Source organism: Blastococcus capsensis, assembly GCF_030165005.1.
Lineage (GTDB): Bacteria > Actinomycetota > Actinomycetes > Mycobacteriales > Geodermatophilaceae > Blastococcus > Blastococcus capsensis.
On record NZ_JASNNW010000020.1, the window covers coordinates 1 to 24,380 of the forward strand.

Below are 24,380 nucleotides of genomic sequence, written 5' to 3' on the forward strand. Positions count from 1 at the left end.
CCGTTGACCAGGGAGCGTTTCTCGGGGACCAGGGCGAAGTACTCGCCGCGGAAGGGCACGATGCGGGGGGCGGGGACGTCGCCGGCGAGTTCGGCGAGCCGGTCGACCTGCAGGCCGGCGCAGAGCACGACCTGGTCGACGGCGAGCTCCTCGCCGTTGGCTCCCTGCACGACGACCTCCTCGGCCGGCCCGCCGGTGGTGTGCCGCAGTCCGGTGACGGCGAAGCCGGTGCGGACCGAGGCCCCAGATGCCTGCGCGTCGGCGGCCAGCTGCCGGGTGATCCCGGCGTAGTCGACGATCGCGGTGGTGGGGGAGTGCAGGCCGGCGACGCCGGTGACGTGCGGCTCGAGCTCGGCCAGCTGGGCGCGGTCGATGATCCGGATGCCGGGGACGCCGTTGGCGCGGGCCCGCTCGGCGATGGCGTCCAGCCGGGACTGCTCGGCGGCGTCGAGGGCGACCAGCACCTTGCCGACCTCGGAGTAGCCCAGGCCCTTCTCGGCGCAGAACTCCTTCAGCAGGCTCACCCCGCGGCGGCAGAGCAGGGCCTTGAGCGAACCCGGCTCGTAGTACAGGCCGGCGTGCACCACGCCGCTGTTGCGGCCGGTCTGGTGGGCGGCGAGCCGGTCCTCCTTCTCCAGCAGGGTGACCTGGGCATCGGGCCGGAGCTGGAGCAGCCGGCGCGCGACCGCGGCACCGATGATGCCGCCGCCGACGACGGCGAAGCGAGAGACTGTCATCGTCTTCCGATCCTCTGCGGACGGGCGCCATCGATCGGTGCCCCGTGAGCGAGACTAGTGCCTGGTGTACGGAACACCATCCGCGGCTCCGCGGTTTTCCTGCCTCGGATCGGCAGCGGGGAGCCGCCTGGCAGAATCCCCCGCATGTTGCGCTGGCTGACCGCCGGTGAGTCGCACGGCCAGCAGCTCACCGCCATTCTCGAGGGCCTCCCCGCCGGGGTGGAGGTCCAGACGTCCGACCTCGACCTGCAGCTGGCCCGTCGCCGCCTGGGACACGGGCGGGGGGCCCGCATGTCGTTCGAGCAGGACGTCGTGACGCTGACCGGTGGCGTGCGGCACGGCCGTACGCAGGGCGGACCGATCGCGGTACAGGTGGGCAACACCGAGTGGCCGAAGTGGGAGACCGTGATGTCGGCCGATCCGGTGGACGCCGACGTGCTCGCCGGCCAGGCGCGCAACGCGCCGCTGACCCGGCCGCGCCCCGGCCACGCCGACCTCGCCGGCATGCAGAAGTACGGCTTCGACGACGCACGGCCCGTCCTCGAGCGGGCCAGTGCGCGGGAGACGGCGGCCCGGGTGGCGCTCGGCGCGATCGCCCAGGCGTTCCTGCGCCAGACCGTCGGTGTCTCGGTGGTCAGCCACGTGGTGGGCATCGGCCCGGTCGTCGCCCCCGACGGGATCGTGCCGGGTCCCGACGACAACCCGCGGCTGGACGAGGACCCGGTGCGCTGCGCCGACCCGGCCACCAGCGGGCGCATGGTCGCCGAGATCGACGACGCGCGGAAGACGGGGGACACCCTCGGCGGGGTCATCGAGGTCGTCGTCCACGGGCTGCCCCCGGGTCTGGGCACCCACGTGCACTGGGACCGCCGGCTCGACGCCCGCCTCGCCGCCGCCCTCATGGGCGTGCAGTCGGTCAAGGCGGTCGAGGTGGGCGACGGGCTGGAGACCGCCCGCCGCCGGGGGTCGGTGGCCCACGACGAGATCGTTGCGTCCGAGGGGCGGATCCGGCGGCTCACCGACCGCGCCGGCGGTATCGAGGGCGGTATGACCAACGGCGAGGTGCTGCGCGTCCGCGCCGCCATGAAGCCGATCAGCACCGTGCCCCGGGCGCTGCAGACCGTCGACGTCGCCACCGGGGAGCCGGCAGTGGCCATCAACCAGCGCAGCGACGCCTGCGCGGTGCCCCGCGGCAGCGTGGTGATGGAGGCGATGGTCGCGCTCGTGCTGGCCGACGTCGTGCTGGAGAAGTTCGGCGGCGACTCCGTGGCCGAGACCCGCCGCAACGCGCAGGCCTACCTCGACGCGCTGCCCTACCGATGACCTCCCCGGCACTGGTCCTCGTCGGCCCCCCGGCGTCGGGCAAGACGACGGTCGGCACGGCCGTCGCCGCCGCGCGGGACCTCCCGTTCCGGGACAGCGACCGGGACATCGAGGTCGAGACGGGCACGACGATCGCCGACCTGTTCGTGGCGCACGGCGAGCCGCACTTCCGGGCGCTGGAGGAGCGGGCCGTCGCCCGCGCGCTCGCCGAGCACGCCGGTGTGCTGGCGCTCGGCGGCGGCGCGGTGATCAGCGCCGCCACCCGCGAGCTGCTGGTCGCCTACGGCCGCGGCGGCGGCACCGTGGTCTGGCTCGACGTCGACGTCGCCTCGGCGGCCCGCCGGGTCGGCCTCTCCCGGGACCGGCCGCTGCTGGCCGTGAACCCCCGCGCGATGCTGCGCACCATGCTGGAGGAGCGTGCCCCGCTCTACGCCGGGGTGGCCACCCACCCGGTCGCCACCGCGGGGCGCGCACCGGAGGAGGTCGTCGCCGACGTGCTCGCCGTCCTGACGCAGGAGAGCGCCCGGTGACCCGGCGCGTTCCCGTCGCGGGGGAGAAGCCCTACGAGGTGACCATCGGCGCCGGCGCGCAGCGGGAGCTCGCGCTGGTGCTGGCCGGCACGCCCCGGGTCGCCGTCGTCCACGCGCCGCCGCTGGCCGCTGCCGCCGGCGCCGCCGTCGAGATCCTGCAGACGGCCGGCGTGGCCGCCGAGGCGCTCGTCGTCCCCGATGGCGAGGCGGCGAAGACCGCGCAGGTCGCCGCTGAGATGTGGGAGGAGTTCGGCCGCCTCGGGCTCACCCGCTCCGACGCGGTCGTGGGGATCGGTGGGGGAGCGGTCACCGATCTCGCCGGCTTCCTGGCCGCGACCTGGACCCGTGGCATCCGGTTCGTGACGGTGCCCACGAGCGTGCTGGGCATGGTCGACGCCGCCGTGGGCGGGAAGACCGGCATCAACACCGCGGCCGGCAAGAACCTCGTCGGTGCCTTCCACCCCCCGGCTGCCGTGCTGGCCGACACCGACCTGCTGGCCGGGTTGCCGGAGGCGGAGTTCCGGTCCGGGATGGCGGAGGTCGTGAAGTGCGGCTTCATCGCCGACGGCGAGATCCTGCGGCTGCTCGACGTCGATCCCACGGGCCGCCGGGACACCGAGGAGCTGATCGAACGCGCGGTCCGGGTCAAGGCCGACGCCGTGGGTGAGGACCTCTACGACACCGGCGTGCGCGAGTTCCTCAACTACGGGCACACGCTTGGCCACGCGATCGAGCGGGTGGAGGACTTCGGTTGGCGGCACGGCGAGGCGGTCGCGGTCGGACTGGTCTTCGCCGCCGAGCTGGCCGGGCAGGCGGGGCTGTTGACCCCGGCCGACGTGGTCCGGCACCGCAACCTCGTCGCCGCCATGGAGCTCCCCATCCGGTACGCCGGCGACTGGGACCGGCTGCAGCAGGTGATGCGCGTGGACAAGAAGGCCCGCGGCGCGTCGCTGCGGTTCGTCGTCCTCGAGGGCCTGGGCAACCCCAGGATCCTGACCGACCCCGACCAGGCCTGGCTCGACGCGGCGTGGGCCGCAGTATCGGAGACGGCATGACCATCCAGGTGCTCAACGGCGCCAACCTCGGCCGGCTCGGCACCCGCGAGCCGGAGATCTACGGGACGACGACCTACGCGCAGCTGGTCGAGCTGCTGGAGACGGCCGGCCGCGAGCTCGGCGTCGAGGTGGTGGTGCGCCAGACCGACGACGAAGGCGAGCTGCTGCGCTGGATCCACGAGGCCACCGACGCCGGGCACCCGGTCGTGGTCAACCCGGGCGGCTGGACGCACACCTCGGTGGTCCTGCACGACGCGCTCGCCGCGGTGAACGCACCGGTGATCGAGGTGCACATCAGCAACATCCACCGCCGCGAGGAGTTCCGCCGGTACTCCTACGTGTCCCGGGTCGCCGACGGCGCCATCGTCGGGCTCGGCGTGCACGGCTACGTGCTGGCGCTGCAGTGGCTGGTGCTCCGGGGCCTGTCATGAATGCGGCCGGGGCGCAGGGGCGGGTGGCCAGCAGAGCGGCGCGGCGGGACGCGCTCCGCGCCACTGCCGCCGAGCGCGGGTTCGACGCCGTCCTGGTCACGAACCTGCTCAACGTCCGCTACCTGACCGGTTTCACCGGGTCCAACGGCGCCCTGCTGGTGCGCGTCGACCGTGCCGACCTGTTCGGCACGGACGGGCGGTACACCACGCAGGCCGCGACCCAGGTGCCGGACGTGGAGGTCGTCGTCGACCGGGCGACGGTGGCCGCGCTGGCGCGCGAGGCCGTGCGGCGCGGCGCCGGCCGGCTGGCCTACGAGTCCCACGATCTGACCGTCGACGGTCTGCACGGGCTGCAGCGGGTGCTCACCGACGCCGCCGCCGGTGGCACGGTCCCGGAACTGGCCTCCGTGCGCCGGGCCGTCGAGGCCCAGCGCGCGATCAAGGACGACGGCGAGATCGAGGCGCTGCGCCGTGCGTGCGCGGTCGCCGACCAGGCGCTCGCCGAGCTGGCCGCGGAGGGCGCCCTGCGGCCGGGCCGCACCGAGCTGCAGGTCGGCCGCGAGCTCGACGCACGGATGCTGGCCCTCGGCGCGGAGGCGCCGTCGTTCGAGACGATCGTCGCCACCGGCGTCAACTCCGCGATCCCGCACCACCGGCCCGACGCGACGGTGCTGCGCGAGGGCGACTTCCTCAAGATCGACTTCGGCGCGACCGTCGACGGCTACCACTCCGACATGACCCGCACGCTGGTGCTCGGCCACGCGGCCGACTGGCAGCGCGAGATCTACGAGCTGGTGGCCGCGGCGCAGGCGGCCGGTCGGGCCGCGCTGGCCGTGGGTGCGGACGTCGTCGCGGTGGACTCCGCCGCCCGGGACGCCATCATCGAGGCCGGTCACGGCGACCACTTTCCACACGGGCTGGGGCACGGCGTCGGCCTGGAGATCCACGAGGCGCCGGGCATCGGCCAGCTGGGCGCAGGTACGCTGGCCGCCGGCATGGCCGTCACCGTGGAGCCGGGCGTGTACCTACCCGACCACGGCGGTGTCCGGATCGAGGACACCCTGATCGTCACCGACGACGCGCCCGAGTTGTTGACCCTCACGAGCAAGGAACTGCTGGTTCTCTGATGGCTACCACCAACGATCTCAAGAACGGCATGGTCCTCAACCTGGACGGCCAGCTCTGGACCGTCACCGAGTTCCAGCACGTCAAGCCGGGCAAGGGCGGCGCCTTCGTGCGCACCACGCTGAAGAACGTCCTCTCGGGCAAGGTCGTCGACAAGACCTTCAACGCCGGCACCAAGGTGGAGACGGCCAACGTCGACAAGCGGTCGATGACCTACCTCTACAAGGACGGCGCCGACTTCGTCTTCATGGACGGCGACACGTTCGACCAGATCCCGGTCCCGGCCCAGACCCTCGGTGGCGGCGCGGACTACCTGCTGGAGAACACCGAGGTCACCGTCGCCATGCACGACAGCAACCCGCTCTACGTCGAGCTGCCGGTCACGATGGAGCTCGTCGTCGAGCACACCGACCCGGGCCTGCAGGGCGACCGCTCCACCGGTGGCACCAAGCCGGCGACGCTCGAGACCGGCGCCCAGATCCAGGTGCCCCTGTTCATCAGCACCGGCGAGAAGCTGAAGGTCGACACCCGCGACGGCCGGTACCTCGGCCGCGCCAACTGAGCGTCGTGCCGATGTCGCCCACCCGCCCCGCCCGCTGATGGCCGCGCGGAGCAAGGCGCGCAAGCGTGCCGTCGACGTCCTCTACGAGGCCGACGTCCGCGGTCGCGACCGGCTGGAGCTGCTCCGGGAGCGGGTCGCCGACGGGAACCCGCCGGTGCCCGACCACGCCGTCCGGCTGGTCGAGGGCGTCGACCAGCAGGCTGCGCGCATCGACGAGCTGATTGAGGGGCACGCCGCCAACTGGTCGCTGGACCGGCTGCCCGACGTCGACCGCGCCATCCTGCGGATGGCGACCTACGAGCTGCTGTGGGCCGACGACGTCCCGGACGCCGTGGTCATCGACGAGGCGGTCGAGCTGGCCAAGGCGCTCTCCACCGACGACTCGCCGGGCTACGTCAACGGCGTGCTCGGCGCGATCCTGGCCGCCGAGGTGCCGACCGCCTGACTCGCTGTACCGCTGAACATCTGCGGCACTCCGGGCAGCGGAGTGACCACGTGCTTACGCGGATCGCACGATTCTCCTCTCGCGGTGGTCTGGCCGAACGCCAGCGGGGCGGCGAGGACGGTCCGCGGGGAGGATCTGCCCGGGCGGGCACCCCGCCTCCGGCGGATCGCTGCGGGCTGCTCGATCACGGCGCTCGAGCGTGCCCTCCAGTGGCGGCGGGAGCCGCCAGTCATGGCTCGAGGGAATGGCCCCTCCAGGACGGCGGTCACCGGCGTGAGCGGTGACCTCGGCTGGTTCCGGAAGGCACGCGCCGGCCACGCGGCCAGCACCATGCCGACGAATTCGGCCTCCGGTCGACTACACCGTGTCCAGGGACATCGTCCGCTGAAACCAAGATCGTCACACGATCGTCATGTGATGGGACACGAACGGGTGGATCCTTCTGTGCCGACCGGCGTGGCTCGGTTTCCGACTCGCGGGCGAGCCGGGCGGTGTGGTCCGATCGCTGGCGGAAACGCGCTCGTAGGCCTCTCATCTGGGCCGGCGCGGTTCCGGAGGAGAGGGCAGATGCACAACAAGAGCAGAAGCCGACGCATGGGCGGCTCGATGGCGGTGGCGGGTGCCACCGCCGTCGCGGTCTCCAGCTCGCTGCTGGTGGGCCCCGCGGTGGGGTCGGCCTCCAGCCACCGGGAGGCGCCACTGATCCTGAACGACCCGTTGGTCGACAACACCGACGTGTACGCCTTCGTGTCGCCCGACAAGGCCGACACGGTGACGCTGATCGCCAACTTCGCGCCGTTCTCGGTGCCGGGCCAGGGGCCGAACTACTACCCGTGGGCCACCGAGGACACGGCTCGGTACAACATCAAGGTCGACAGCAACGGCGACGCACAGCCGGACAAGACGTACCGGTTCACCTTCACCACCCAGGACCTGCGGCCGGAGGTGACGTACGAGGAGGCAGCCGACGGCACCTTCCTCTACAACAACGGCGTCGTGGACTCCTTCGATGACGAGAACCTGCTGTTCAAGCAGTTCTACACCGTCACCGAGGTGGCTGCGGACGGCACGGAGACGGTGCTGGTGGAGAACTCGCCGGTGGCACCGGACTTCGTCGGCGAGGCATCGATGCCCAACTACGCCTCGCTGCGGGAGTCGGGTATCTCGCAGTTGCAGAACGGTGGCACGGCCTTCGCCGGCCGCGCCGAGGACCCGTTCTTCCTCGACATCCGGGTCTTCGACCTCATCTACGGCGCCGACCTCTCCGAGCGGGGCGACGACACGCTGGCGGGCTACAACGTGAACTCCATCGCGTTGCAGCTGCCGATCGACGCCGTCACCGCCGACGGCGAGCCGGTCATCGGCGTGTGGAGCACCACCGAGCGGCCGTCCACGCGCACGATGGCGGCGGACGGCACGCAGGCCTACGACGGCGACTACGTCCAGGTCTCGCGTCTGGGCAACCCGCTGGTCAACGAGGTCGTCGTGCCGATCGGTCTCAAGGACCCCTTCAACAGCCTGCCGCCGGCGCAGGACTCCACCGTCGAGATGCTGGTGGACCGGGTCCTCAACCCCGAGGTGCCGCAGGTGGTCGAGAAGCTCTACGGCATCCCGGCTCCGGAAGGGCCGCGCGACGACCTCTTCACCATCTTCCTCACCGGCATCCAGGGCCTCAACCAGCCCGCCAACGTGACGCCGGCGGAGATGCTGCGGCTCAACACCTCCATCCCGCCGACCGCGCAGCCCAACCCGCTCGGCGCGCTGGGTGGCGACCTCGCAGGCTTCCCCAACGGCCGCCGGCTGGTCGACGACGTGGTGGACATCGAGCTGCAGGCCCTCGAGGGGGCGGTGAACGTCGATGGCCGCGGTGGCAGCCTCACCGGGGTGGAGATCGTGGAGCCGCTGGCCAAGGGCGACCTGGTCAGCAGCAACGACCGCGAGTTCGGGGAGAGCTTCCCGTACCTGGCGCTGCCGTACTCGGCCACCGACGTGGCCGGCTCGCTGGGCACCAACCCGACCGGCGGCGTGGCCGCCGGCGGTGGCGGGACCGCGGTGGACACCGCTTCGGCGTCGGCGCAGGGTGCGGGCGCACTGGCCGGCCTGGCCGGCGGTGCGGCGCTGCTGGCCGGCGGTGTGCTGGTGCTGCGGCGCGGCCGTAACGGCGAGGTCGCGCAGTAGTGCACTCCCCTCAGCCCGGCTCGGGCGCGCACCGTCGCGCCCGAGCCGGGTCCGGCTCCCGCTCCCGTCGCGTCCGCGCGGCGGGAGCGGGGCTGGTCGCCGCGGCGCTGCTGGTGACCAGCTTCTTCGCGGGCATGGTGTACGCGGAGTCCAGCGCGCCGGCGCAGCCTGTCGCGGCCGCAGAGCAGATCTCCAGCGACACGCCTGCCCAGGAACCCGCCGCGCGGTGGATCGAGCCGCTCACCAGCGTGCCCGCGGTGTCCCGCGACACCGGCGCGGCGCCGCCGGTGGAGGTGAGCATCCCGGCCATCGGTGTGCAGGAGAGCCTCATCGGGTTGCGGGTCAGGCCCGACGGCGAACTGCAGGCGCCCGAGGACTACGGCGATGCGGGCTGGTGGAGCGCCGGCCCGGCACCCGGGGACCCCGGTGCGGCACTCTTCGTCGGGCACGTGGACAGCCAGGAGGGCCCTGCGGTCTTCTACCGGCTCCGGGAGCTCCAGCCGGGCGACGTCGTGTCGGTGCGGCGCTCCGACGGCACCACGGCCGAGTTCGTGGTGCAGGGCTCGGAGACCTTCAGCAAGGAAGCCATCCCCGACGAGGTGGTGTACCGCAGCGACGGCAAGCCGTCGCTGCACCTGGTGACCTGCGGCGGGACGTTCGACCGCGCGACCGGTAACTACCGGGACAACGTGGTGGTGTTCGCGGACCTGGTGGAGGATCCCGGCACGCCGCCCGACCAGGCCGTACCGGAGGACGAAGGGAACGAGAGTTGAGCTGGAGGAGACGAGGGGCAGCCGCTGCGGTGGTGGCCGGGCTGGCGGTCGCGTCGTTCAGCATCTCCGCGGTCGTGGCACAGCCGCGCGGGCTACCGCCCATCGACCCACCTGCGGCGGCACCAGCTGTCGACCCCACCGGCATGACGGCGCTGCAGGCGCGGCTGGAGCGGGTGCCCGGCGACTGGACGACGTGGAACGCGCTGGGCGACGCCTATCTGCGCCAGGGCGTCGCCACCGCCGACCCCGGCTACTACAGCCGCGCCGAAGGCGCGTTCGCCCGCTCGCTGGAGCTGCGGCCGGAGGGAAACGACGGCGCCCTCACCGGCCAGGGCGCGCTGGCGGGCTCGCGGCACGACTTCGGCACCGCGCTGTCGCTGGCGCAGCGCGCGCTGGACATCAACCCCTACAGCGCGGCCGCGCTGGGTGTGCAGGTGGACGCGCTGGTGGAGCTGGGACGGTACGAGGAGGCGGAGCGTGCGCTGCAGCGCATGCTCGACGTCAAGCCCTCGACCGCCAGCCTGGCTCGCGCGTCGTACTACCGCGAGCTGCACGGCGACATCCCTGGCGCGCGACTCGCCCTGGAGGACGCGCTGGCCTTCGCCTCGGTGGAGTCCGACAAGTTGTTCGCCCTGCAGTACCTGGGCGAGCTGGCCTTCGCGCACGGCGACCCCGACGCCGCGCTGCAGCACTACGAGGCCGGGCTGCGCCTGCGTCCCGGCGACCCCGCCTTGCTCGCGGCGCGAGCCGAGGCGCGAGCGGCCATCGGGCAGGTGGCGGGCGCACTGGAGGACTACGAGGCCAGCGTGGCGCGGTTGCCGGATCCTGGTCATCTCGCCGAGTACGCCACGGTGCTGGCGGCGGCGGGACGGAACGAGGAGGCGCAGCAGCAGCACCAGACCGTACGGGTGGTCTACCGGCTGCTGCAGGAGGGCGGCTCGGTGGTGGACCTGGAGCTGGCGCACTACGAAGCCGGGCTGGGCAACGGCGACGCGGCCGTGGCTGCGGCGCAGCGGGAGTACGACCGCCGCGTGACCGTCCACACCGAGGACGCGCTGGCCTACGCCCTGCACGTCGCCGGTCGCGATGAGGAAGCGCTGCCGCATGCCCTTGCCGCGGAGCGACTCAGCAGCCAGAACGGCGCCTTCGCCTACCACCGCGGTCTCATCGAGGCGGCGCTGGGGATCCCGGAGGCGCGGGCCACCCTGCAACGCGCCGTGGACATCAACCCGTACTCCGTGGACGGCGTGGCTGCCGCAGCCGCGCTGGCCGCGCTGTAGGCGCGAGAGCGGCGAAGGCGACCAGTGCGACGAGGGCGTGCTCGGTGGATGACATGAGCGAGGACACCATGCCGGCCAGTGGAAGGCCGGCCTGGTCGACCGGCGTGCCAGGCGGCCGGCAGACGAAAACCGGGGCGGTGGCATGGGTACGGAGCACCGTCGATCCGGGCGGCCGGCCGTGACGCGCGGACGGGCTGCCGCCGTCGTCGCCACGGGCGCGGTGCTGCTGCTCGCCGCTGTCCCGGCGGCACCGGCCTCCGCGCATCCGCTCGGCAACTTCACCGTCAATCACGCCGATCACCTGTTGTTCACCCCCGACGCCGTCCTGCTGACCGCGGTGGTCGACCGGGCGGAGATCCCGACCGTCCAGGCGCTGCAGGAGGTCGCGCCCGACGGCACTCCCGACGCCGACCAGCTCGCGTCGGCTGCGGCCGATCAGTGCGCGGATCTCGCCGGTGATCTGCGGCTGACCGTGGACGGCGCGCCGGTCGCGTGGACGATCCGGGCGACCGATCTGGAGACGGTGCCCGGAGCGGCGAACCTCCCGACGCTGCGGCTGGCCTGCGACCTGCGGGCGGAGGTCGAGCTGAGCGGCCCGGCGACGGTCGCCTTCACCGACGACCACCTGGACGGGCCGGTCGGGTGGCGGGAGATCACCGCCGACGGCGACGGCGTCCGGTTGGTCGACAGCCCGGTACCGGCGGAGAGCCCGACCGACCAGCTGCGCAGCTACCCCGAGGACCTGCTCTCCTCGCCGGTCGACGTCCGCTCCTTCGAGGTGGCCACCGAGCCGGGTGAGAACACCGGCAGCGGCGGGACGGTCGCACCTCGGTCGGGCGATCCTTTCGCCTCGGCGATGGCCGCCCTCGACCGCCGACTGCAGACGATGATCGGTGACGGCGACCTGACGCCGCTGGTCGGCGGGCTGGCCCTGGCCCTCGCCGTCCTCCTCGGCTGCGGTCACGCCCTGCTGCCCGGACACGGAAAGACGGTGATGGCGGCCTATCTGGCCGGTCGAGCCGGGCGGCCGCGCGACGCAGTGACCGTCGGAGCCACCGTCACCGTCACGCACACCGTCGGGGTGCTGCTGCTGGGCGCCGCCCTGTCGTTGTCGAGCGCGCTGGCCGGTGACCAGGTGCTGCGCTGGCTCGGCGTGGTGAGCGGTCTCCTGGTGGCCGTGATCGGTGCCTTCATGCTGCGCGGGGCCTTGCGGAGCCGGGCCGGCGGCGCCGCGTCGACCGATCAGCTGCCCGAGCCGGCGCTGGCGGCCGGCGTCCCGGCGCTCGCGGGCGCTAGCCGTGGGCCCTCGGTCGTGGTCCATGACGTACCAGTTCCCGACGGGCACGGGCACGGGCACGGGCACGGGCACGGGCACGGCCACGGCCACGGCCACGGCCACGGGCACGGGCACGGGCACGGGCACGGCCACGGTCACGAGCACGGGCACGAGGACGAGGACGGCCACGGGCACGGGCACGGGCGCGGGCACGGCCACGAGCACAGCCTCGGTGCCTGGTGGTCCGGCGTCCACCAGCATGGTCCGGGCGGCCACACCCATGGCCCCGGCCGCGGCGGACTGGTCGGCATGGGAGTCGCCGGCGGTCTCGTGCCGAGCCCGTCGGCGCTCATCGTGCTGGTCGCCTCGATCGGGCTCGGGCGCACGGTCTTCGGCGTCCTGCTGGTCATCGCCTACGGACTCGGCATGGCCGCGACCCTCACCGCTGTGGGCCTGGCACTGGTCGGGTTGCGCGAGCGGCTCGACCACCGGCTGGCCACGCGGCGGGCTCCCGCGCTGCTGGGCCGCGTGGCCCGCAGCGCACCGGTGGTCACCGCCTCCTTCGTGCTCCTCGTCGGCCTGGCGCTGATGGCGCGAGGAGTGGTCCTCGGCGCCTGATGCGGTCCTGTCCACGCACTCGGCGGCGCCCGCGAGACGCCGGCCCGGTCCGCAGCGAGGCATCCGGGTCACGACTGCCGCGGCGAGGCCGTTCGCTCGAGTGGACGGCCTTGGTCCTAGTGCAGGTCGCGGCGGGCGAAGAGCCAGACGCCGACACCCACGATCACCGCGGCGAACGCACCGACCACCAGACCGCCCTGCAGGTTGGTGACCAGGTAGGACGGCGGTTCGCTCATCCCCGACCCCATGGCGCTGTAGTCGTACACCCGGAGGCCGGCGGGGAGGACCAGGGCGATCGCGTTGGTGGACAGGAGCCACCGGTCCAGCATCGGGTCGTAGATCCGCAGCGCGTTCTCCACGATCGCGAAGTAGACGAAGCCGACCCCCAGGGACGCCCCGGTGTTCCGCACGAGGTTGGCCAGCCCGAGACCGATCAGCGAGATCAGCACCACGAGGAGGACCGATCGGCCCTGCGCGGCCAGCAGGTCGGCCCAGAAGCCGTCCGGCGGCTCCTGATCGTTGCCCACGAACGTGGTCAGGATCCAGGCCATGAGCAGCCAGCCGACCTGCGCGGCGACCCCGATGGCCGCCGCCGCCAGCGCGAGGACACCGATCTTGGTGCCCATCACCCGCAGCCGGCTCGGCACCCAGAAGAGCAGCGCCACGATGGTCCGGTGCGACCACTCGGCTCCGATCCACGTCGCCCCGATCAGGAAGGCCAGCACGGCGGCGGCCGCCGCGAAGGCCATTGCGCCGGCGGGGCCTGCCGCGGCGAAGTCGAAGGGCGCGGTGTCGAGGTAGTCCTCGACCCGCCAGGTCGAGGTGTCGAGGGGTGGTCCGCAGAACACCTCGGGGTCCTGCCCGCCGCGCTCGGCCTCCCTGGCGCAGTCCGCCCGCCAGGCCTCCTCGGCGGCGATGAACTCCTGCATCCGCTCCCGGGCGTCGGCGTAGTCGGCTTCGGTGGGGGCGCCGAAGTTGAGCAGGCCGATGCAGACGGCGGCCAGCCAGCCGACGACCGACAGCCCGAGCAGTACCTGGATGAACCGGCGGGCACGGAACCGGTGCAGCTCTGCGCGGAACAGGCTGCCGGACCGGTGGGCCGCTCCTGGCTCCGGCTCGACGGTCGGCTGCTGGGTCATCGCGCTCATGCCCGCTCCCCGGTGATGGCGAGGAACGCGCTCTCCAGGTCGGGGGTCACGCGGACCAGCTCCTCGAGGTAGTGGCCGTGCTCGGCCAGCAGGCGGGTGATGTCGCCGGGGGCCGGTGCTCCGTGCACCAGGATCTGCCCGTCCGGTGCCGGGGAGACGGAGAAGCCGCCGCCGGCGAGGACGGCGGCCGCGGCGGCCGGATCCGGCACCACCACGCGTACGTCGGCGGCGCCGGCGAGGGTCAGTACCGAGGAGACCGGCCCGGTGGCGACCCGACGGCCGCGGGCGAGGATCGTGACCGAGTCGCAGACCTGCTGGATCTCGGCCAGCAGGTGCGAGGACACGAGCACCGTCGTCCGGCCGTCGGTCCCGAGCCGCCGGATCAGCTCTCGCACGTCCCGGATGCCGGCCGGGTCCAGGCCGTTGCTGGGCTCGTCGAGGATGAGCAGCCGGGGGAACTTGAGCAGCGCCGCCGCGATGCCGAGCCGCTGCTTCATGCCGAGGGAGTAGCCCCTGAACCGGTCGTCGGCACGCTCGCGCAGGGCGACCATCTCCAGGCACTCCTCGACGCGCCCCCTGGGGACGCCGGCGGTCTCGGCCAGCAGCCGGAGGTTGCGGCGACCGGAGAAGCCGGGGAAGAACAGCGGCGTCTCCACGAGCGCGCCCACGTGCCCGATGACTCCCGGGAGGCCGGAGGGCACGGGCTCGTCCAGCAACCGCATCCGACCGGCACCGCCGTCGATGCCGACGAGGCCCAGCAGCGCCCGGATGGAGGTGGTCTTGCCCGATCCGTTCGGGCCGAGGAGGCCGTGGACGCCGCCGGACTCGACCACCATGTCCAGGCCGTCGAGCGCCTTGAGGGGCTGGCCACCCCGTCCGCGGTAGGTCTTCGAGACCTCCACCATCTCCACCGCCGGCATCCGGACCTCCCTGGGTTCCGGATCAGGCGCCCGGGTGCCAGCACCCTGGCACAGCGGGGGTCGGTGAAACAGCGTCTGGGGCGCGCGTCGGAACCGTGCGGCCCCGTAACCCACGACCGGCCGGGCCCCGGTGCACCACCGCGTGCCGCCGGAGGCATGCGACCGGATGAGCGGCTCCCCCGGACGCGACGAGAGCCCCTACCGGATCGGTAGGGGCTCTCGTCGAGGGAGCGGAGCGTCAGCGCGGCGAGCGCCGGCGGTCCCCCCACGAGTCGTCGACGTCCTCCTCGAGGTCGTCGTCACCGCCGCTGCTGATGATGCCCTCCATGCCGGGGGAGAGGACGCCCCACTCGATGAGCCGGGTGGTCAGCTCGTCGGGGCTCATGTCGTAGATGATCGCCAGCGACTTGAGGTCCTCGGCCCGGATCGAGAGGACCTTGCCGTTGTAGTCGTGCCGCTGGGCCTGGATCGTCGAGGCGTAGCGGGCCAGGGGGCCGGCCTCGTCCGCGGGCAGCGAGCCCAGCGACTCCAGGTTCAGCACGATCTTGTTCGTCGAGGTGACCGCGGAGCTCGGCCGCGGATCGGGCAGCAGCTCCGACACCGGGACGCCGTAGAAGACGGCCAGCTCGGAGAGGCGCTGCACGGTGACGGCGCGGTCGCCTCGTTCGTAGGAGCCGACGACGACCGCCTTCCAGCGGCCGTGCGACTTGTCCTCCACACCCTGCAGGGACAGTCCCTGCTGGTTGCGGATCGCGCGGAGCCGGGCGCCGAGGGCCCGTGAGTAGTCGGTGCTCATCGCTGTCTGCTCACTGTCCGTCGTCTCGGGTGCGGGCTGGTCGTCACGCAGCGTACTTGCCGAGCCGGAATTCCAACAGGCGGGCTGACGCGAGCGGGGGATGCCGGTGAAAGGCCGCCACGGTGGGTGCGCGACGCCCCGCCGCGCGGGTCGTCCGGCGCGGTGCAGTACCGTCGAGCCCGGTCCGACCACTCCTTTAACGACCCGTCCAGTGAGGCGGGGAAGGAGGCCTCATGGCCCGCTCCTCCGAGCCTGCCCGGAGCACGACTCCCGGCAGCACCCCCGGTACCCTGCTCTCCTCCGCCGACGTCGCGCGCGTCGTCGATCGCATGGCCCACCAGCTCATCGAACGGGCCGCGAGCGGCCGCCCGGAGGGCGGTGGATCGGCCGACGGAGGGCTCTCCGACCTCGTGCTGGTGGGCATCCCCACCCGCGGTGCCCCGCTGGCCCGCCGCCTGGCCGCCCGGATCGAGGCGTTCACCGGGACGACGGTCGACGTCGGAACCGCCGACATCACCCTCTACCGCGACGACCTGCGGCTGCGCGGTGTCCGCGCGCTGGAGCCCACCGTGCTGCCCGACGCGGGCATCGACGACCGGCTCGTCGTGCTCGTCGACGACGTCCTGTTCTCCGGCCGGTCCGTCCGGGCCGCGCTGGACGCGCTGCGCGACCTCGGCCGGCCGCGGAGCGTCCAGCTGGCCGTGCTGGTCGACCGCGGGCACCGGGAACTGCCGATCAAGGCCGACTTCGTCGGCAAGAACGTGCCGACCTCGCGGAGCCAGCAGGTGAAGGTGCACCTCGCCGAGACCGACGGGAGCGACGAGGTCGTGGTCCTGGACGGGGAGCTGTGAGGCGACAGGAAATGGGCATCGCAGCGAGCGCCGGCGAGCGAGGAGCGGAGCGACCGCGGAGCCGAACGGGGGACAGCGCATGAAGCGGCACCTGCTGGAGGCCGCTGACCTCGACCGGGACGACGCGACGCTGGTGCTCGACACCGCGGCGCAGATCGACCAGGCGCTGGCCGGCCGCGAGGTGAAGAAGCTCCCGACCCTGCGCGGCCGCACCGTGGTCAACCTCTTCTACGAGGACTCCACGCGCACCCGCATCTCCTTCGAGCTGGCCGCCAAGCGGCTCTCGGCCGACGTCATCAACTTCTCGGCCAAGGGCAGCAGCGTCTCCAAGGGCGAGAGCCTCAAGGACACCGCGCTCACCCTCGAGGCCATGGGCAGCGACGCGGTCGTCGTCCGGCACCACATGTCGGGCGCACCGCACCGGCTGGCGCACTGGGTCCGCGGCAGCGTGGTCAACGCCGGTGACGGCACCCACGAGCACCCGACCCAGGCGCTGCTGGACGCCTACACGATCCGGCAGCGGCTGGGCCGCCTCGACGGCGTGCGGGTGACGATCGTCGGCGACGTGCTGCACAGCCGGGTGGCCCGGTCCAACGTCGGGCTGCTGCACACCCTCGGTGCCGAGGTCACCCTGGTGGCGCCCCCGACGCTGCTGCCGGTGGGCGTGGGCAGCTGGCCGGCCGAGGTCGGCTACGACCTGGACGCCGTCCTGCCCAAGAGCGACGTCGTGATGATGCTGCGCGTGCAGGCCGAGCGGATGAACGCCTCGTTCTTCCCGAGCGCCCGGGAGTACAGCCGCCGCTACGGCCTGGACGCCCACCGGATGGGCGCGCTGCCCGACGACGCCATCGTCATGCACCCCGGCCCGATGAACCGCGGCATGGAGATCGCCGCCGACGTCGCCGACTCGGTCCGCTCGACCATCGTCGAGCAGGTCGCCAACGGGGTGTCGGTCCGCATGGCCGTGCTCTACCTGCTGCTCGGAGGGTCTCCCCAGTGAGTGAGCATCGCAGCGAGGAACGAGCGAGGACTCAGCGTCCGGCCGAGCGGAGCGAGGAAAGAGGACAGTGACCACCTACCTGATCAAGGGCGTCCGGCCGCTCGGCGGCGATGCCGCCGACATCCTCGTCGAGGACGGCCGCATCGCGGCGATCGGCGAGTCGCTGTCGCCGGCCGGCGCCGACGTCGTGGAGGCCGGCGGACTCGTCGCGCTCCCCGGGCTGGTCGACCTGCACACCCACCTGCGCGAGCCCGGCCGCGAGGACGCCGAGACGGTGGAGACCGGCAGCCGCGCGGCAGCGCTGGGCGGGTTCACCGCGGTGCACGCGATGGCCAACACAGACCCGGTCGCCGACACCGCCGGGGTCGTCGAGCAGGTGTGGCGGCTGGGCCAGGAGGCCGGCCTGGTCGACGTCGTCCCCGTGGGCGCGGTGACCGTCGGGTTGAAGGGGGAGCGGCTGGCCGAGCTCGGCGCGATGGCCGACTCCGCTGCCCGCGTGCGGGTCTTCTCCGACGACGGGCACTGCGTGGCCGACCCCGCGCTCATGCGCCGGGCGCTGGAGTACGTGAAGGCCTTCGACGGCGTCGTCGCCCAGCACGCCGAGGAGCCGCGGCTGACCACCGGCGCCCAGATGCACGAGGGCGACCGCTCGGCGCGGCTCGGCCTGACCGGCTGGCCGGCCGCCGCGGAGGAGGCGATCATCGCCCGCGACGTGCTGCTCGCCGAGCACGTCGGCGCGCGGCTGCACGTCTGCCACGTCTCGACGGCCGGGTCGGTGGACATCCTGCGCTGGGCGAAGTCCCGCGGCGTCCAGGTGACCGCCGAGGTGACCCCGCACCACCTGCTGCTCACCGACGCCTGCGCCGAGAGCTACGACCCGGTGTTCAAGGTCAACCCGCCGCTGCGGACCGACGCCGACGTGGAGGCGCTGCGGGCCGGCCTCGCGGACGGGACGATCGACGCCGTCGGCACCGACCACGCCCCGCACGCGGTGGAGGACAAGGAGAGCGAGTGGGCGCAGGCCCGGCCCGGGATGCTCGGGCTGGAGCAGGCGCTCTCGGTCGTCATCGAGACGATGGTCGAGCCCGGCCGGCTCGACTGGGCCGGGGTCGCCGACCGGATGTCGGTGCGCCCGGCGGCCATCGGCCGGCTGGAGTCGCACGGCCGGCCCATCGCCGTGGGCGAGCCGGCCAACCTGCTGCTGGTCGACCCCGGGCACCGGGCCGTCGTCGACCCGGCGGCCCTGGCCAGCCGCAGCCGCAACAGCCCCTATGCCGGCCGGGAGCTCCCCGGCCGGGTGGTCGCGACGTTCCTCCGGGGGACGCCGACCGTTCTGGACGGAAAGGCCGTTCGATGACAGTGAGTGAGCATCGCAGCGAGGAACGAGCGAGGAGCGGAGCGAGCGCGGAATCGAACAGAAGGGCAGAGCAAGTGAAGGAAGCGCTCCTCGTGCTCGAGGACGGGCGCACGTTCCGGGGCGAGGCCTACGGGGCGATCGGGACGACGGTCGGCGAGGCGGTGTTCGCCACCGGCATGACCGGCTACCAGGAGACGCTGACCGACCCCAGCTACCACCGGCAGGTCGTCGTCATGACGGCGCCGCACATCGGCAACACCGGTGTCAACGGCGAGGACGACGAGAGCAGCCGCATGTGGGTGGCCGGCCTCGTCGTCCGCGATCCCGCCCGCCGGCCGGCCAACTGGCGGGCCACCGGCACCCTGGACGGCGAACTGGCCGGGCAGGGGGTCGTCGGGATCAGCGGCGTCGACACCCGGGCGCTCACCCGCCACCTGCGCGAGCGGGGGGCCATGCGGGCGGGGATCAGCAGCGAGATCACCGATTCGGACGAGCTCCTGGCGCGGGTGCGGGAGGCCGAGAGCATGACGGGGGCCGACCTGGCCCCGCAGGTGAGCACCGGGCAGGCCTACGTCGTCCCGGCGGTGGCGGAGAAGCGGTTCACCATCGCGGCCCTGGACCTCGGCATCAAGACAGCGACGCCGCGGCACCTGGCCGAGCTCGGCGTGGAGACCCACGTGCTGCCCTCGACGGCGACCGCCGAGGAGTTGCTGTCCGCCGGCCCGGACGGCGTGTTCCTGTCCAACGGCCCCGGCGATCCGGCCGCCGCCGACTACGCCGTGGCCGCGGTGCGCGGGGTGCTCGATGCCCGCCGGCCGCTGTTCGGCATCTGCTTCGGCAACCAGATCCTGGGCCGGGCACTGGGCCTGGGCACCTACAAGCTGCGCTTCGGACACCGCGGCCTGAACCAGCCGGTGCTCGATCGGGTCAGCGGCACGGTGCGGGTGACCAGCCACAACCACGGCTTCGCCGTCGACGCCCCCCTGGACCGGCCGACCGACACGCCCTACGGGCAGGTGGAGGTCAGCCACGTGGGTCTCAACGACGACGTCGTCGAGGGGCTGCGCTGCCTGGAGGTGCCCGCGTTCAGCGTGCAGTTCCACCCGGAGTCGGCGGCCGGCCCGCACGACGCCGCGCCGCTGTTCCAGCGCTTCGTCGACCTGATGGAGGCCGCGCGTCAGGGCGACGACGCGGTGAGCCCGCCTCCCGTCGTGGAGCACAGCACGGGGGAGAACGCCTGAGATGCCCAAGCGCACCGACATCCAGCACGTCATGGTCATCGGCTCCGGGCCGATCCTCATCGGGCAGGCGGCGGAGTTCGACTACTCCGGTACCCAGGCCTGCCGCGTGCTGAGGGCCGAGGGCCTGCGGGTCAGCCTCGTCAACAGCAACCCGGCCACGATCATGACCGACCCCGAGGTCGCCGACGCCACCTACATCGAGCCGCTGACGCCGGAGTTCGTCGAGAAGGTCATCGCCAAGGAGCGCCCCGACGCGCTGCTGGCCACCCTCGGCGGGCAGACCGCGCTCAACATCGCGATCGGGCTCTACGAGAACGGTGTGCTGGAGAAGTACGGCGTCCAGCTCATCGGCGCCGACGTCGACGCGATCAACCGCGGCGAGGACCGGCAGCTGTTCAAGGACATCGTCCGCTCCATCGGGGCCGACGCTCCCCGCTCGACGGTGTGCGCCACCGTGGAGGAGGCGCTGACCACCGCCGAGGAGGTCGGCTACCCGGTCGTCATCCGGCCCAGTTTCACCATGGGCGGGCTCGGCTCGGGCATCGCGACCGACGAGGCGATGCTGCGCCGCATGGCCGGCCACGGGCTGGCCGACTCCCCGGTGCACACCGTGCTGATCGAGGAGTCGGTGCTCGGCTGGAAGGAGTACGAGCTCGAGCTCATGCGCGACCGCAGCGACAACGTGGTGGTCATCTGCTCGATCGAGAACATCGACGCGATGGGCGTGCACACCGGTGACTCGGTCACCGTCGCCCCGGCGATGACGCTCACCGACCGCGAGTACCAGCAGATGCGCGACGTCGGCATCGCCGTGCTGCGCGAGGTCGGCGTGGACACCGGCGGCTGCAACATCCAGTTCGCCGTCCACCCCGGGACCGGGCGCCTGGTCGTCATCGAGATGAACCCGCGCGTCTCCCGGTCGAGCGCGCTGGCGTCGAAGGCCACCGGCTTCCCGATCGCGAAGATCGCCGCGAAGCTGGCCATCGGCTACACCCTCGACGAGATCACCAACGACATCACCGGCGTCACCCCGGCGGCGTTCGAGCCGACCCTGGACTACGTCGTGGTGAAGATCCCGCGGTTCGCGTTCGAGAAGTTCCCGGGCGCCGATCCGCGGCTCACCACGACGATGAAGAGCGTCGGCGAGGTGATGGCCATGGGCCGCAACTTCACCGAGGCGCTGGGCAAGGCCATGCGTTCCACCGAGACGAAGGTGGCCGGCTTCTGGACCGGGGCTCCCGAGCAGCGGCCGGCCGAGGAGCTGCTGGGGGCACTGCGCACCCCGGTCGACGGCCGGCTGTACCTGGCCGAGCAGGCGCTCGCCGCGGGGGCAACGGCCGAGCAGGTCGCCGACGCCAGTGGCTTCGACCCGTGGTTCGTCGACCAGATCGCGCTGGTCCGGGAGGTCGGCGAGGCCGTCCGCGAGGCGCCGTCGCTCACCCCGGAGCTGCTCCGGCGGGCGAAGCGGCACGGCCTGTCCGACCGGCAGATCGCGGCGCTGCGGCCGGAGCTCGCCGGCGAGGACGGCGTCCGAACGCTGCGCTGGCGGCTGGGGGTGCGGCCGGTCTACAAGACCGTCGACACCTGCGCCGCCGAGTTCGCCGCCCGCACGCCGTACCACTACTCGTCCTACGACGAGGAGACCGAGGTGCGGCCCCGCGAGAAGCCGGCGGTGCTGATCCTGGGCTCCGGGCCCAACCGGATCGGGCAGGGCATCGAGTTCGACTACTCCTGCGTGCACGCGGTGATGGCCCTGCAGGACGCCGGCTACGAGGCGGTGATGGTCAACTGCAACCCGGAGACCGTCTCCACCGACTACGACACCGCCGACCGGCTGTACTTCGAGCCGCTGACCTTCGAGGACGTCCTCGAGGTAGTCGAGGCCGAGCGCGCGGCCGGCCCGGTGGCCGGGGTCATCTGCACCCTCGGCGGGCAGACCCCGCTGGGCCTGGCCCAGCGGCTCAAGGACGCCGGCGTGCCGGTGCTGGGCACCTCGCCGGAGGCGATCGACGACGCCGAGCACCGGGGGGCCTTCTCCCGCGTGCTCGCCGACACCGGCCTGCTGGCACCCAAGCACGGCACGGCGACCACGTACGCCGAGGCGCAGGAGATCGCCGCAGGGATCGGCTACCCGGTGCTGGTCCGGCCGTCCTACGTGCTCGGTGGCCGCGGCATGGAGATCGTCTACGACGACGCCACGCTCGAGGCCTACATCGCCAAGGCCACCGACGTCAGCGTCGCCCACCCGGTGCTGGTCGACCGGTTCCTCGAGGACGCGGTGGAGATCGACGTCGACGCGCTCTACGACGGCGCGGAGCTGTATCTCGGCGGCGTCATGGAGCACATCGAGGAGGCCGGCATCCACTCCGGTGACTCCGCCTGCGCCCTGCCGCCGATCACGCTGGGCTCGGCGGACCTGCTGAAGATCCGCGCCGCCACCGAGAAGCTGGCCGGGCGGATCGGCGTGCGGGGCCTGGTGAACGTCCAGTACGCGATCAAGGACGACATCCTCTACGTCATCGAGGCCAACCCACGGGCCAGCCGGACGGTGCCGTTCGTCTCCAAGGCGACGGCGGTGCAGCTGGCCAAGGCCGCGGCCCGCATCGCGGTCGGGGAGACGATCGCCGGCCTGCGCGAGGCCGGCGTGCTCCCCGCAGCCGGCGACGGCACCGACCTGCCCGCGGACGCGCCGATCGCGGTGAAGGAGGCGGTCCTGCCCTTCCACCGCTTCCGCACCGTCGAGGGTCACGGCGTCGACACCGTCCTCTCCCCGGAGATGAAGAGCACCGGCGAGGTGATGGGCCTCGACGACGAGTTCGGCACCGCGTTCGCCAAGTCGCAGGCGGCGGCCTACGGCTCGCTGCCGCTCGAGGGCACGGTCTTCGTCTCCCTGGCCAACCGCGACAAGCGCTCGGCGGTGTTCCCGGTCAAGCGGCTGGCCGACCTCGGCTTCCGCGTGCTGGCCACTGCCGGTACCGCCCAGGTGCTGCGCCGCCACGGGGTTGCCTGCGAGCTGGTCGGCAAGTACAGCGAGGGGCCGGGCAACGTCGTCGAGGCCATCCTCGCCGGGGACGTGGACATGGTGGTGAACACGCCGTTCGGCTCGCCGGGCAACAGCGGCCCCCGGCTGGACGGCTACGAGATCCGGACCGCCGCGGTGAGCGCCGGCATCCCGTGCATCACCACGGTCCAGGGCCTCGCGGCCGCCGTCCAGGGGATCGAGGCGCTGCGGCGCGGGGACGTCGGCGTGCGCAGCCTGCAGGAGGTGCACGCGGCGCTGGCCGGCGGCACGTCCGGCGGCCCCAGCACGTTCGCCGGTACCTCGGCGTGACGGGGGCGGGGAGCGCGGCGGTCCGTGAGGTACGCACCGAGCTGGTCCACCGGGACCTGGTCGACGGGCTGCCCGCCGCGTTCCTCGCCGGCGTCACCCGCTTCGCCCGCCCGCCGCAGGCCGAGTTCGACGCGCTGGCGGCGCAGGCCGATGCCCTGACCCGGCGGCTGGCCGGCGGCGACGCCGGGGACGGCGACCTGCCGCTGCTCACCCGGGTGCTGTACTTCGCCGGCCACGCCGACGTGCTCGCCGTGGCCGGCCTGCCGGTACCCGGGTACGACGTCCTCGGGACCTTCCGGGAGAACCTCGCCCGCCCGCTGGGCCCGCGGCTGCCCGAGCGGCCGACGGCGGGCGCGCGGCGCTGGCGGGTGCTCGGGCGCTCGGTCGGCCTCCCGATCGGCGTGCCGGCCTGCGTGCTCAACGGCAGCGAGGCGTGGGTGCGGCACAACCTGGCGAACGGCTACAGCGTGCTGACGTACAAGACCGTCCGCGGCCGCGAGCACCCGCCGAACGAGCAGCCGAACTGGACCTTCGCCCCGCGGGAGACGGCGAGCCTGCCCCCGGGTGCCGAGGCCGACGTCGTCGCCGACCCGTGGGACTGGGTGGCCCCCGGGACCCCGGAGGTGAGCACGGTCAACTCCTTCGGGGTGCCGTCGCCGCCACCGGAGGAGTGGATGGCCGACCTGGAGCGGTCGCTGGCCGCCGTCGGGGAGGACGCACTGCTCCTGGTGAGCGTCATGGGCGAGGGGAACGGCACCGACCTGGTCGAGGACTTCTCCCGGACCGCGCGGCTGGCGCAGGAGGCCGGGGCCCCGGTGATCGAGCTGAACCTGTCGTGCCCGAACACGCTCAGTGCCTCCGCGGGCGGGGTGAAGCCCCCGCTGTGCCTGGACGCCGACGCGACCGTGGCCGTGGTGGAGGCCGTGCGGCGGGCGCTGGACGACCGCACCGGGCTGGTCGCCAAGCTGTCCTGGCTCGACGAGCAGCAGCTGGCCGCGCTCGTCCCGCGCCTGGCGCCGCTGGTCGACGGCATCGCCGGGATCAACACCCTGCAGAGCCGGGTCCGCCGCAGCGACGGCGCTCCCACCTTCCCCGGCCGGGAACTCGCCGGGCTGTCGGGCGTCGCGGTGCACGGCTCCGCGCTGGACTTCACCCGGCGGCTCGTCGCCCTGCGCGAGGCCGGCGGGCTGCGCTTCGACGTCCTGGCCATGGGTGGGGTCACCGATCCGGCGTCCTTCGGGGCGCTGTTCGCGATCGGCGCCGACGCCGTCCAGTCCGCCTCCGGCGCCTTCGCCGACCCGTTCCTCGCCCAGCGCTGCATCGCCGCGCTGGGGGGCACCCTGCCCCGAGCCGTGGAGGTCTCGTGACCGAGCTTGCGAGGTCACGCATGGGCGCAGCACCGC

The 24,380-nt window shown here is 73.1% G+C and carries 21 protein-coding genes; 17 read left to right on the top strand and 4 right to left on the bottom strand.

Annotation, left to right across the window (positions count from 1 at the left end; all coding sequences use genetic code 11):
• Positions 1 to 737: FAD-dependent oxidoreductase (locus QOZ86_RS15680; RefSeq protein ID WP_284492917.1), on the bottom strand; the 737-nt coding region annotated here is incomplete at its 3' end.
• 144 nt (positions 738 to 881) lie between these two features.
• Here QOZ86_RS15680 and aroC point away from each other — a divergent pair.
• From aroC to QOZ86_RS15735, 11 genes are all read left to right on the top strand, one after another.
• Complete coding sequence (gene aroC / locus QOZ86_RS15685; protein WP_284492918.1) at positions 882 to 2,060, top strand: chorismate synthase; 1,179 nt, start codon at positions 882 to 884, stop codon at positions 2,058 to 2,060.
• Positions 2,057 to 2,590, top strand: coding sequence for a shikimate kinase (locus tag QOZ86_RS15690; protein WP_284492919.1), 534 nt, complete (start codon positions 2,057 to 2,059; stop codon positions 2,588 to 2,590). The genes aroC and QOZ86_RS15690 overlap by 4 nt, the downstream gene beginning before the upstream one ends.
• On the top strand, positions 2,587 to 3,645 hold the full coding sequence (aroB, locus tag QOZ86_RS15695; protein ID WP_284492920.1) for a 3-dehydroquinate synthase: 1,059 nt from the start codon (positions 2,587 to 2,589) through the stop codon (positions 3,643 to 3,645). Before QOZ86_RS15690 ends, aroB begins: the two co-directional genes overlap by 4 nt.
• A complete protein-coding gene (aroQ, locus tag QOZ86_RS15700) occupies positions 3,642 to 4,076 on the top strand; it encodes a type II 3-dehydroquinate dehydratase (RefSeq protein ID WP_284492921.1) in 435 nt (144 codons plus the stop codon). Before aroB ends, aroQ begins: the two co-directional genes overlap by 4 nt.
• Positions 4,077 to 4,099: 23 nt before the next feature.
• A complete protein-coding gene (locus QOZ86_RS15705; RefSeq protein ID WP_284492922.1) occupies positions 4,100 to 5,203 on the top strand; it encodes a M24 family metallopeptidase in 1,104 nt (367 codons plus the stop codon).
• Entirely contained in the window at positions 5,203 to 5,763 is a 561-nt protein-coding gene (gene efp / locus QOZ86_RS15710) for an elongation factor P (RefSeq protein WP_348637984.1), read from the top strand. The genes QOZ86_RS15705 and efp overlap by 1 nt, the downstream gene beginning before the upstream one ends.
• A gap of 37 nt (positions 5,764 to 5,800) precedes the next feature.
• Positions 5,801 to 6,208: a transcription antitermination factor NusB gene (gene nusB, locus QOZ86_RS15715; protein WP_284492923.1), complete on the top strand. Its 408-nt coding sequence runs from the start codon at positions 5,801 to 5,803 to the stop codon at positions 6,206 to 6,208.
• A 567-nt stretch (positions 6,209 to 6,775) separates the two neighbouring features.
• Entirely contained in the window at positions 6,776 to 8,386 is a 1,611-nt protein-coding gene (locus QOZ86_RS15720) for a DUF4331 domain-containing protein (RefSeq protein WP_284492924.1), read from the top strand.
• Entirely contained in the window at positions 8,386 to 9,159 is a 774-nt protein-coding gene (locus tag QOZ86_RS15725; RefSeq protein WP_284492925.1) for a class F sortase, read from the top strand. The genes QOZ86_RS15720 and QOZ86_RS15725 overlap by 1 nt, the downstream gene beginning before the upstream one ends.
• Before the next feature lie 32 nt (positions 9,160 to 9,191).
• Positions 9,192 to 10,439 carry a tetratricopeptide repeat protein gene (locus QOZ86_RS15730; protein ID WP_284492926.1) on the top strand — a complete coding sequence of 416 codons (1,248 nt, stop codon included), beginning with the start codon at positions 9,192 to 9,194 and terminating at the stop codon, positions 10,437 to 10,439.
• Positions 10,440 to 10,617: 178 nt separating this feature from the next.
• A complete protein-coding gene (locus QOZ86_RS15735) occupies positions 10,618 to 12,333 on the top strand; it encodes a hypothetical protein (RefSeq protein WP_284492927.1) in 1,716 nt (571 codons plus the stop codon).
• 116 nt (positions 12,334 to 12,449) lie between these two features.
• On the opposite strand, the gene QOZ86_RS15740 is transcribed toward QOZ86_RS15735, so the two are convergent.
• From QOZ86_RS15740 to bldD, 3 genes are all read right to left on the bottom strand, one after another.
• The gene (locus tag QOZ86_RS15740) at positions 12,450 to 13,481 is read right to left on the bottom strand and encodes an ABC transporter permease subunit (protein ID WP_284492928.1); all 1,032 of its coding nucleotides are present in this window, start codon (positions 13,479 to 13,481) and stop codon (positions 12,450 to 12,452) included.
• A complete protein-coding gene (locus QOZ86_RS15745) occupies positions 13,478 to 14,401 on the bottom strand; it encodes an ATP-binding cassette domain-containing protein (RefSeq protein ID WP_284492929.1) in 924 nt (307 codons plus the stop codon). The genes QOZ86_RS15740 and QOZ86_RS15745 overlap by 4 nt, the downstream gene beginning before the upstream one ends.
• A gap of 238 nt (positions 14,402 to 14,639) precedes the next feature.
• Entirely contained in the window at positions 14,640 to 15,197 is a 558-nt protein-coding gene (gene bldD / locus QOZ86_RS15750; RefSeq protein WP_284492930.1) for a transcriptional regulator BldD, read from the bottom strand.
• 233 nt (positions 15,198 to 15,430) lie between these two features.
• On the opposite strand from bldD, the gene pyrR reads away from it, so the two are divergent.
• The 6 genes from pyrR (at position 15,431) to QOZ86_RS15780 (ending at position 24,344) form a co-directional block, all read left to right on the top strand.
• Positions 15,431 to 16,048, top strand: a complete 618-nt coding sequence (pyrR, locus tag QOZ86_RS15755) for a bifunctional pyr operon transcriptional regulator/uracil phosphoribosyltransferase PyrR (RefSeq protein WP_284492931.1) — start codon at positions 15,431 to 15,433, stop codon at positions 16,046 to 16,048.
• Positions 16,049 to 16,127: 79 nt separating this feature from the next.
• The gene (locus QOZ86_RS15760; protein ID WP_284492932.1) at positions 16,128 to 17,048 is read left to right on the top strand and encodes an aspartate carbamoyltransferase catalytic subunit; all 921 of its coding nucleotides are present in this window, start codon (positions 16,128 to 16,130) and stop codon (positions 17,046 to 17,048) included.
• A gap of 67 nt (positions 17,049 to 17,115) precedes the next feature.
• Positions 17,116 to 18,405 carry a dihydroorotase gene (locus tag QOZ86_RS15765; protein WP_284492933.1) on the top strand — a complete coding sequence of 430 codons (1,290 nt, stop codon included), beginning with the start codon at positions 17,116 to 17,118 and terminating at the stop codon, positions 18,403 to 18,405.
• Positions 18,406 to 18,479: 74 nt separating this feature from the next.
• Positions 18,480 to 19,646: a glutamine-hydrolyzing carbamoyl-phosphate synthase small subunit gene (carA, locus tag QOZ86_RS15770; RefSeq protein ID WP_284492934.1), complete on the top strand. Its 1,167-nt coding sequence runs from the start codon at positions 18,480 to 18,482 to the stop codon at positions 19,644 to 19,646.
• 1 nt (position 19,647) lies between these two features.
• Entirely contained in the window at positions 19,648 to 22,977 is a 3,330-nt protein-coding gene (gene carB / locus QOZ86_RS15775; protein WP_284492935.1) for a carbamoyl-phosphate synthase large subunit, read from the top strand.
• Positions 22,974 to 24,344, top strand: a complete 1,371-nt coding sequence (locus QOZ86_RS15780; RefSeq protein ID WP_284492936.1) for a beta/alpha barrel domain-containing protein — start codon at positions 22,974 to 22,976, stop codon at positions 24,342 to 24,344. The genes carB and QOZ86_RS15780 overlap by 4 nt, the downstream gene beginning before the upstream one ends.
• Positions 24,345 to 24,380 lie beyond the last annotated feature (36 nt).

Excerpts from the sequence above, each read along its gene's own strand:
- QOZ86_RS15760 (WP_284492932.1), top strand. The coding sequence starts at position 16,128 with ATGAAGCGGCACCTGCTGGAGGCCGCTGACCTCGACCGGGACGACGCG.
- pyrR (WP_284492931.1), top strand. The coding sequence starts at position 15,431 with ATGGCCCGCTCCTCCGAGCCTGCCCGGAGCACGACTCCCGGCAGCACC.
- bldD (WP_284492930.1), bottom strand. The coding sequence starts at position 15,197 with ATGAGCACCGACTACTCACGGGCCCTCGGCGCCCGGCTCCGCGCGATC.
- carB (WP_284492935.1), top strand. The coding sequence starts at position 19,648 with ATGCCCAAGCGCACCGACATCCAGCACGTCATGGTCATCGGCTCCGGG.
- QOZ86_RS15690 (WP_284492919.1), top strand. The coding sequence starts at position 2,057 with ATGACCTCCCCGGCACTGGTCCTCGTCGGCCCCCCGGCGTCGGGCAAG.
- QOZ86_RS15740 (WP_284492928.1), bottom strand. The coding sequence starts at position 13,481 with ATGAGCGCGATGACCCAGCAGCCGACCGTCGAGCCGGAGCCAGGAGCG.
- efp (WP_348637984.1), top strand. The coding sequence starts at position 5,203 with ATGGCTACCACCAACGATCTCAAGAACGGCATGGTCCTCAACCTGGAC.
- aroQ (WP_284492921.1), top strand. The coding sequence starts at position 3,642 with ATGACCATCCAGGTGCTCAACGGCGCCAACCTCGGCCGGCTCGGCACC.
- aroC (WP_284492918.1), top strand. The coding sequence starts at position 882 with ATGTTGCGCTGGCTGACCGCCGGTGAGTCGCACGGCCAGCAGCTCACC.
- nusB (WP_284492923.1), top strand. The coding sequence starts at position 5,801 with ATGGCCGCGCGGAGCAAGGCGCGCAAGCGTGCCGTCGACGTCCTCTAC.
- QOZ86_RS15720 (WP_284492924.1), top strand. The coding sequence starts at position 6,776 with ATGCACAACAAGAGCAGAAGCCGACGCATGGGCGGCTCGATGGCGGTG.
- QOZ86_RS15745 (WP_284492929.1), bottom strand. The coding sequence starts at position 14,401 with ATGCCGGCGGTGGAGATGGTGGAGGTCTCGAAGACCTACCGCGGACGG.